The organism is Gammaproteobacteria bacterium, assembly GCA_033720895.1.
In the GTDB taxonomy this organism is placed as follows: domain Bacteria; phylum Pseudomonadota; class Gammaproteobacteria; order Natronospirales; family JAJUFS01; genus JAWWBS01.
In genome coordinates, this window is sequence record JAWWBS010000076.1 from 1 (window position 1) to 8,775 (window position 8,775).

8 protein-coding genes are annotated in these 8,775 nt (G+C 61.3%); 2 read left to right on the top strand and 6 right to left on the bottom strand.

Translation table 11 applies throughout. The annotated features are described in order from the left end of the window. Positions 1–226: 226 nt before the first annotated feature. The gene (locus R3217_09645; GenBank protein ID MDX1455707.1) at positions 227–2,374 is read right to left on the bottom strand and encodes an adenosylcobalamin-dependent ribonucleoside-diphosphate reductase; all 2,148 of its coding nucleotides are present in this window, start codon (positions 2,372–2,374) and stop codon (positions 227–229) included. A gap of 888 nt (positions 2,375–3,262) precedes the next feature. Here R3217_09645 and R3217_09650 point away from each other — a divergent pair. Next, positions 3,263–3,751, top strand: a complete 489-nt coding sequence (locus R3217_09650) for an Hsp20/alpha crystallin family protein (protein ID MDX1455708.1) — start codon at positions 3,263–3,265, stop codon at positions 3,749–3,751. Between the two features lie 316 nt (positions 3,752–4,067). After that, entirely contained in the window at positions 4,068–5,447 is a 1,380-nt protein-coding gene (locus R3217_09655; protein MDX1455709.1) for a DegQ family serine endoprotease, read from the top strand. Between the two features lie 66 nt (positions 5,448–5,513). Here R3217_09655 and mrtJ read toward each other — a convergent pair whose 3' ends face one another. The 5 genes from mrtJ to R3217_09680 all read right to left on the bottom strand — a co-directional run. Further along, complete coding sequence (gene mrtJ / locus R3217_09660) at positions 5,514–5,930, bottom strand: JDVT-CTERM system glutamic-type intramembrane protease (GenBank protein MDX1455710.1); 417 nt, start codon at positions 5,928–5,930, stop codon at positions 5,514–5,516. Between the two features lie 22 nt (positions 5,931–5,952). Next, complete coding sequence (locus R3217_09665) at positions 5,953–6,510, bottom strand: hypothetical protein (protein MDX1455711.1); 558 nt, start codon at positions 6,508–6,510, stop codon at positions 5,953–5,955. Further along, positions 6,507–7,103 (bottom strand): hypothetical protein, encoded by a 597-nt coding sequence (locus tag R3217_09670; GenBank protein MDX1455712.1) that lies wholly within the window; start codon positions 7,101–7,103, stop codon positions 6,507–6,509. Before R3217_09670 ends, R3217_09665 begins: the two co-directional genes overlap by 4 nt. Positions 7,104–7,216: 113 nt before the next feature. After that, on the bottom strand, positions 7,217–7,918 hold the full coding sequence (locus R3217_09675; protein ID MDX1455713.1) for an outer membrane beta-barrel protein: 702 nt from the start codon (positions 7,916–7,918) through the stop codon (positions 7,217–7,219). A gap of 27 nt (positions 7,919–7,945) precedes the next feature. After that, on the bottom strand, positions 7,946–8,775 hold an 830-nt coding region (locus tag R3217_09680; protein ID MDX1455714.1), incomplete at its 5' end, for a choice-of-anchor U domain-containing protein.

The window sequence follows — 8,775 nt, forward strand, 5'->3', positions numbered from 1 at the left end:
AGGTTTGGGTGAACTGCCTTCTTCGGCTAGCTGCACGAAGTCAGGAGTCTGGACCATGAATCTCGGACTTGCCGTTCCGGATTCACTTTAACTGCCGATATCCAGCAGCCCACCCAAATTGGTGTTCGGGGTGCGAGGGGCCAGGTCTGTTGTGTTTTTATGACCTGGCCCGTTCGCGGTTTCGGCGATCCTCCCCAAGACGAGCGCCTAACTCGTTTCCCCGAGCTTAAAACTTGCCGTAGTAACCCTCTTTCAGCGCATCGTAGAGATTCGCTGCAGTGTGGAGCTCTCCGTCGTATTCGATCTCTTCATCACCCGGCACTTCGACGACCGAGCCGTCTTCCAGCGTGAACTTGTAGGTGGTGTTCTTGAGATCCGATTCCTTCACCAGCACGCCCTGGAAGGCTTCCGGGTTGAAGCGGAAGGTGGTGCAGCCCTTCAGGCCCTTCTCGTAGGCGTAGAGGTAGATGTCCTTGAAGTCTTCATACGGGTAGTCCGTCGGGACGTTGGCCGTCTTGGAGATCGAGGAATCCACCCACTGCTGCGCAGCGGCCTGGATGTCGACGTGCTCCTTCGGCGTGATGGTCTCGGCGGTGATGAAGTAATCCGGCAGCTGCTCGCCCGCTTCCTCGGAATACGGCATTGCCTTCTTGTTGATCAGCTCGCGGTAGGCCAGCAGCTCGAAGCTGAAGACGTCCACCTTCTCTTTCGACTTCTTGCCTTCGCGGATGACGTTGCGGAAGTAGTGATGCGCGAAGCTCGGCTCGATGCCGTTGGAGGCATTGTTGGCCAAGGAAAGCGAGATCGTGCCGGTCGGGGCGATGGAGCTGTGGTGGGTGAAACGCGCGCCCTTCTCGGCGAGCTTTTCCACGAGCTCCGGTGCCACGCTGGCCACCTTCTGCATGTAGCGCGAGTACCTGGCGTGCAGGATGCGACCCGGCACCTTGTCGCCGAGCTTGTAGCCATCCTTCGCCATTTCCGGACGCTTGCGCAGCATCTCGGCATCGACCTCGAACTCTTCGGTCATGATCGGCGCCGGACCTTTCTCTTCGGCCAGCTCCAGGGCTTCTTCCCAGCCGGCCAGCGCCAGCTCGCGGGAAACGCGCTCGGTGAATTCGACCGAAGCCGGCTCGCCGTACTTCATGCGCAGCATGGTGGCCGTCGAGCCCAGGCCCAGGAAGCCCATGCCATGGCGACGCTTGCGATTGATTTCGTTGCGCTGGCCTTCCAGCGGCAGGCCGTTGATCTCGACGACGTTGTCCAGCATGCGGGTGAAGACCTTCACCACTTCCTTGAACTTGTCCCAGTCGAACCGCGCCTTATCGGTGAAGGGATCGACCACGAACTTGGTCAGGTTTACCGAGCCGAGCAGGCAGGAGCCATACGGCGGCAGCGGCTGCTCGCCGCAAGGGTTGGTGGCGCGGATGTTCTCGCAGAACCAGTTGTTGTTCATCTGGTTGACCTTGTCGATCAGGACGAAGCCCGGCTCGGCGTAGTCATAGGTGGAGGCCATGATCATGTCCCAGACGCGGCGGGCCGGCAGGGTCTTGTAGATCTTGTGGGCCACCAGGCCTTCGGGATTGACGACGTACTTTTCCGGCGCCGGGAATTCGCGCCAGACCACCTGCTCGATGTCGTAGACATCGATATTGTCCGTTTCGACTTCCTTCTCGGTCACCGGGAAGGCCAGCTGCCACTCGGTGTCGGCCTTGACGGCCTCGAGGAATTCTTCCGTCACCAGCAGCGACAGGTTGAACTGGCGCAGGCGACCGTCTTCGCGCTTGGCGCGAATGAAGTCGAGCACGTCCGGATGGCCGACATCGAAGGTGCCCATCTGCGCGCCACGGCGACCGCCGGCCGAGGACACGGTGAAACACATCTTGTCGTAGATATCCATGAAGGACAGCGGGCCGGAGGTGTAGGCGCCGGCGCCGGAGACGTAGGCACCCTTTGGGCGCAGCGTCGAGAATTCGTAGCCGATGCCGCAGCCTGCCTTCAGGGTCAGGCCGGCTTCGTGCACCTTGTTAAGGATGTCGTCCATCGAATCGACAATCGTGCCCGAGACGGTGCAGTTGATGGTCGAGGTGGCCGGCTTGTGCTGCTGCGCGCCGGCATTCGAGGTGATGCGGCCGGCCGGGATCGCGCCCTCGCGCAGTGCCCAGACGAACTTCTCGTACCACTCGTCGCGCTTGGCCTTGTCTTCGACGTCGGCGAGCGCACGCGCCACGCGCTGGTAGGTGTCGTCGACGGTATGGTCGATGACCGTGCCGTCCTTCGCCTTCAGGCGATACTTCTTGTCCCAGATATCTTCCGAAGCGGTCTGTACCTGGATGTCGGTAACTGACTGCGGCGCTTGTTTCATGACGGTGCTCATTGGCGAGTGGCTCCTTTCCTTAAAACCGGGCCTTGTTCATCGACCCTGTTCACTCTTGTTTGTCATTAGCTGGATGAGGCCCGCAGGCTGACTCCGGCTCTGATCTCCCGGCGGACTTGATCGGAAAAGCCCAATCGCGCCCGTCTCGCGTCTCTTTCCGGCTTGTTTTTGCCGTTGGAGCTCGCGGGTCGATCTGCACGCTGCTGACTGGCCGATGTGAATCTCACGCCTGGCCAGGGCGGCTGCTTCCCTTGCAGATCAGTGTTCCGAGGTCCGTGGTTCGGCGTCTTCGCTAAACCGGCTTCTTGTCTGCTCCCTGCTCCGCTTCCAAACCCGGCATCCCCCTGGATCCTGGTTTTTCAGCTGAAACCCCTGATTTGGGGGCTTCTGGAGTACGGAGATCAGGCTGGGCCTGTGACCATATCCATGGATAAGCTGTGGAAAACTTGTGGTTCCCCTGACACAACATCTTGTGTTGTGCAGATGTAAGGCTAGTCCCGGCATTGACCCCTGTCAAGACAAAATCCGCCAAAAAATGAGGGCGCTAATACTCATAAAAACAATGGCTTAGCGAATTTTGCCGTGATTTTGGGTGAAAAATAGCCAGGCTTTTTTTCGCCCCTGGGATCCTACCCCAAACCACAAGATGTTGTGTCAGCCATTTTCCCTGTTTTTTGTTCCACAAGGGGAAATCAGCGAAAAATCTGGGGTTTTGCCCTATCCGGCTGGCACGGCGGATTGGTTCCACGGGCTCGATCTTGTGCCTGCCGACCGCGACGCCACCCCCATTTTCAAGGTCTTGAAAACGATTCGCCCATCCCCATTTCCGGCTCAGGAAAGAGAACAACGCCAGCCCTGCTGGCGACAGAGTAGAGAGAGGTGAGCATCATGAGCCTGATTCGCTATCAACCGCTGTTTGGACGCAGCCGCGGCCTGGCCGGCGTACCCAATGGATGGGGCAGCCTTGGCCGCCTGCATGACGACATCAACCGCCTGTTCGCCGGCTACGAAGCCACCAATGACGAGGAAGGCACCCCGGTCGCCGACTGGGCGCCGGCAGTGGATGTGGCCGAGGAAAAGGACCGTTACGTGCTGCACGCCGATGTGCCGGGCGTGAATCCGCAGGACATCGACGTCAGCCTCGATGACGGCGTGCTGACGATCCGTGGCCACCGGTCCAGCGAGACCCGCGAGGAAGACCGGGAAGCCGGCTACCGTCGCGTGGAGCGCGTCAGCGGCCAGTTTTTCCGCCGCTTCAGCCTGCCGGAGACGGCCGATGAAAAAGGCATCACGGCGGAAACCCGGAATGGCGTGCTGGAAATCGTCATTCCGAAACAGCCCAAGGTCGAGCCCCGCCGGATCAAGGTCAAGGGCTGACCACAAGGCTGAAAGCAGCGAGCAAGAACCGTTCGGCCTCCCCGTTCAGGCGTCCTCCCCTGGCGTGCTGAACACTTCGAACGGGGGCCAGGGACACGAGGCCTGCCGGCGCCGGGATGCACCCCCTCTCCCGCGCCAACTGTGCAGGCAGCGTGAAAAATGGCCCGGCAGGCAGGGTGAAGCGGCAACTTTCGCTTCACCCTGTTTGTCTTCCAAGGGACTGCCCTTATATAAGAGGGCATACGAAAAATGTTACCGCGCCGCCATGCGGCGACGCTGATTGAATCTTTCGAATCCAGACCAAAGGACATTGGCCATGCGCAAACTGACGCTTTCGAGCCTGCTGCTGTTGGCATTCCTGGCCGGCCCTGCTGCGGCCGCCGGCCTGCCGAGCAGCGTGAACGGTGACGAGCTGCCCACCCTGGCACCGCTGATCGAAAAGACCAGCCCGGCCGTGGTGAACATCTCCACCCGCGGCACCGTCAAGATGCAACAGAACCCGTTGTTCAACGACCCCTTCTTCCGCCGCTTTTTCGGGGACCGCGCACCACAGCCGCGCGAGCAGGAGAAGCAGAGCCTCGGCTCGGGCGTGATCATCGATGCCGATGAAGGCCTGATCGTGACCAACAATCACGTGGTCGAGAACGCCGACGAAGTGACGGTACTGCTGAACGACAATCGCGAGTTCACCGCCGAGGTGGTCGGCACCGATCCGCGCACCGATGTCGCCCTGCTGCGTATCGAGGCCGATGACCTGGTCGACCTGCCCATCGCGGATTCGGAAGAGCTGCGGGTCGGTGACTTCGTGGTCGCGATCGGCAACCCCTTCGGCCTGAACCACACCGTCACGTCCGGCATCGTCTCCGGCCTGGGACGCTACGGGCTCAACAACGAGAATTTCGAGGACTTCATCCAGACCGACGCCTCGATCAATCCGGGCAACTCGGGCGGCGCGCTGATCAACCTGCGCGGCGAACTGGTCGGCATCAACACCGCCATCCTGTCGCGCACCGGCGGCAACATCGGCATCGGCTTCGCCATTCCGACGGCCATGGTCAATGTCGTGGTCGAGCAGATCGAGGAATACGGTGAAGTGAAGCGCGGCATCCTCGGCGTGCAGATCCAGGATGTCACCGCCGATCTCGCGCTGGCCTTCGACCTCGACAAGAACGAAGGTGCCCTGGTCGCCAACGTGGTGCCGGGCTCCGCCGCCGAGGAAGCCGGCCTGCAGGCCGGAGATGTCGTGCTCAGCCTGGACGGTGTGAAGGTCACCTCCAGTTCGGACCTGCGCAACCGCGTCGGCCTGATGCGCGTCGGCACCAAGGTACGCATGGAAATCATGCGTGACGGCAAGCGCAAGACCGTGGTCGCCACGATCGGCGATCCGGAAGAGAACACCGTCGCTGCCAATGGCCTGCATCCGGCACTGGAAGGCGCGACCTTCTCGGAGCTGGATGATCGCTCGCCACTGTTCGGCCAGGTCGAGGGCGTGCTGGTCACCGGCGTGAAGCCGGGCACCGCGGCCGCACGTGCCGGCGGCGTCGGCCTGCGACCGGGCGATGTCATTACCTCGGTAAACCGCAAGGATGTCGGCAATGTCGGCGACTTCCGGCGCCTGGTGTCCAACACCGATGGCGGCCTGTTGTTGCTGAACATTCGCCGCGGCAACGGCGCCTTGTTCATTGCCATTCGGTAGGACGACTCGCCCTGCAAGAAAAACCCCGGCTTCGGCCGGGGTTTTTCGTGTCAATCAAGGAATGGTTCAGAGCAACACGGGCAGGAGGAAAAAGCCGGCGTTGTACCAGGTGTGCAGGAGCAGGGCCGGCCAGACGTGATCGTAACGATCACGGAAATACCCGAACAGCAGCGCCGGCACGAATACGGCCAGCGCCCACAGCGGCGGGTGATAGACGAAGTGCGCCAGGGTGAAAACCACGGCGGTGATGATGTTCGCCCAGCTCAGGAAACCGAGTTGCTGCGGCACGCGCTTCAACAACCATTGCTGCATGGCGCCGCGAAACACCAGCTCCTCGATGACAGGCTGAACCAGCACGAAACGCCACAGCGCCCAGCCGGCCAGCGCGGCCGGCAGCAGGCCGAGTTGCTGGAAGGCAAACCACGCCAGCGGCCCGGCCAGCATCGCGATCACCAGCTGCTGCTGCTTGTCGATTCGGATCATTCAACCAGCTCTCGGCAGGCTGCTATTCGACGCCATCCGCCTGGAACACAATACGACGGACGCGCCTCTGCTCGGTATCGATGCCGCCGTTCTCCATGACCCTCGCCAGCTTGATTACGCCCTTGCCGGTCATCACCAGCAGGTAGGCTTTGGCGTCGGCAGCGGCAACGCTCAGTTCCCGGTCACGGCAATCGGTAAATCGCACCGCTGTTGCGCCGGCCTGCTCGAGCAGCGTCGTGACAGCGATGGCTTTACGATCCATTTCACCCTGGTTGACGACCTCGGCCTCGAACTGCTCGAAATACTCGGTCGGAGGATAGAAAACGCGCTCCGTGCCATCCGTGGCAACGCGGGTAATCTCCGCGCCACACATCCTGGCCTCGATGCCGCCCCACGGGCGGCCACCGCGGCGCCCCTGGTTCTGCTGGGTCCGCGGTTTCTCCCTGGCGTCCTGCTGGCTGCCGACTTCACTATCGGACTGGCTCTCGCTGGCTGGATCTCCAGCGCTCGCCAATGGCATGGCAAGCAGCAAGGAGAGCAGGGCCAGGCGTGCAAGGTGCTTGTCGATATTCACGATCATTCTTCTTCATCCTCTGCTTCATGGTCTTCGATGGTTTCCCGGTCGACAGCACGACCCGTCTCCGGGTCGGCGACGATCTCCCCGCTCTTGGCCTTTTCGCGCAGCCGGTTCAGCGTGGACCGGTCGCCACCCGCCTTGTTGCGCAAGCCGCGCGGCAGGGGGTCCACCGGCGGTGGCGGGGGAAGGGGTTCGGTAATCCGAATGGCCGGGCGCGGGCGCGGCTCGGGGCGATACTCGACATAGTCGACACCGGTACCGCGCGGCAGTACCCACACCTGCCGGATAAAGCGACCCTCCCCGCAGGCAGGGTCGACATCTTCCAGCGCGACAAAGCTGGTCTGCCCCATCAGTGCCTTGAGCAGGCGCGCGGTCTGTCCACGCTGGTTGAAATCCACCACCCGATCGGCCGCGGGGTCGAAGCGCAGTTCGAAGCCTGCCGCATCCGACAGTCGTTTCAGCACGTCCGACAGGCTGGCCTGCTCGGCCACGATTTCGAAGCGATCACCACAAGGTTCGCCGGAGACTTTCACGCCCGCATGCAGCGGAGTGGCAAGTGCCGTCAGGGCAAGCAGCAGGACAATCCGGAATGGCATCGCGACAGTTCCTCTGTTTTAGGCGGTAAATCCCGCCAGCTTGGCATCAAAAAACCGCTCCGGCAGTACCGGAGCGGTTCATCTTGCAACACGAAACGTTCACTCGGTCATGGTCAGAAACTGTATGACACACCCACACCGATCATGTCCACTTCGGTGGTGGACTGGAACATTTCATATTCGAAGCGGACAGCAAAGTCCTCGTTGATCTGATACGAAGCGCCGATACCGAAGTGGATATCGGAGCCATCGTCATCAGCCGCAAAGGTCATGCCGTTGCGGCCGTAATCAACCTCGGTTTCCCACATGAAGAAACCCAGGCGACCGACCAGCGACAGCTTGTCAGCCCACTCGCCTTCCATGCCGAACTCGGCAAACGTCCACGATCCGACTGCGTCGATCAGGATGCCGGACGGCGCCACCGGGGTGGCGTTCGCCAGATCCTGAAGGAACGAATCAGGGAACAGGGCATTGGCATCAACATTCACATCGATTTCGCCGAGATCGGCATACCCGAGCTCGACGCCGAAGTTCTTGTGGAACTTCTTGCCGAAGAACAGGCGATAGCCGGTGCCGCCATCATCGATGGACACACTGTTGATGTAGGTTGCCGAGGTCAGGTTGTTGATATCAGCTTCATTGGTGTCGTGAGACAGGGAACCGAACTGAATACCCACGTAGGTATCGGTCGTGAACCATGTCACCGTCTTGTCCATGAAGCTGCCCTCCCCGCCTTCGGTGGCGAGAGCCGGAGCGGTAGCGAGCGCGAAGCTCGCTACCAGTCCGGCGGTCAGCAATTTCATCACCTTTTTCATGACGAACTCCTTTCGCGACTAGCGCGCTCAGTTCGCCTGGCGGCGACGAATAAGGTAGATACCCGCAATCAGGAGCAACGTCGGGAACAGCGGATCGAACGGCTGGCGACCATCACCGATGGTGCAACCACCGCCACCGCCACCGGACGTCTGCACAGTTGCACCGTCAAAGGTGCCCAGGCCGACCGGGTCGACGATGATGCCGTTGGCCACGCCATCCGCATCACCATCACCACCATCGACGATGGTGATTGCGAACGCCGTGTCGCTGACGCGCGAGGCGCCGTACTCGATCCAGTCTGCGCCATTGAACTTCATGACACGCCAGAACTCGGGCAGCGATGCGCCGGTATCGATGGTCACGGTAGCCGAGCCACCCACTTCCACACCGGTCACGACCAGGCGCCAGTACTCGCCCGTCATGGTGATGTTGTAGCCATCAGACGGCACGCCCACGCCACTCGGCAGGCCGGACTCGTCGAAGGCCTCGAAGTAGGTCAGCAGGCCACCCGACGCCGAGCCACCAGCATCAACAGCCGACGGATCGAACAGCTTGGCGTACATCAGGGTGGTGCCACCGTCATTGTCGACGGTATCCGAAGCAACCCAGACAATGGTGCCATTGACGAAGCCTGCCGGCTCGGCCTTGGTCCAGCCATTGCCATCGGTGGCATCGTTCGACAGACCGTACATCGGCACGAGCACTTCACCATCGGTGTTGATGGCCATGTGATCGAGACCGTTGTGCGAGTGCTCGAACAGGTGAATGGTGTCGTTCGCATCCATGAAGGCCGAGAAGTACAGCAGGGTTCCGATCTCGACATCATCGACGACCTTGATGACGCTCATGTCGGCCA

Bases quoted from the DNA above. Each gene is read 5' to 3' on its own strand.
- R3217_09645 (MDX1455707.1), bottom strand. From the start codon at position 2,374: ATGAGCACCGTCATGAAACAAGCGCCGCAGTCAGTTACCGACATCCAG.
- R3217_09650 (MDX1455708.1), top strand. From the start codon at position 3,263: ATGAGCCTGATTCGCTATCAACCGCTGTTTGGACGCAGCCGCGGCCTG.
- R3217_09655 (MDX1455709.1), top strand. From the start codon at position 4,068: ATGCGCAAACTGACGCTTTCGAGCCTGCTGCTGTTGGCATTCCTGGCC.
- mrtJ (MDX1455710.1), bottom strand. From the start codon at position 5,930: ATGATCCGAATCGACAAGCAGCAGCAGCTGGTGATCGCGATGCTGGCC.
- R3217_09665 (MDX1455711.1), bottom strand. From the start codon at position 6,510: ATGATCGTGAATATCGACAAGCACCTTGCACGCCTGGCCCTGCTCTCC.
- R3217_09670 (MDX1455712.1), bottom strand. From the start codon at position 7,103: ATGCCATTCCGGATTGTCCTGCTGCTTGCCCTGACGGCACTTGCCACT.
- R3217_09675 (MDX1455713.1), bottom strand. From the start codon at position 7,918: ATGAAAAAGGTGATGAAATTGCTGACCGCCGGACTGGTAGCGAGCTTC.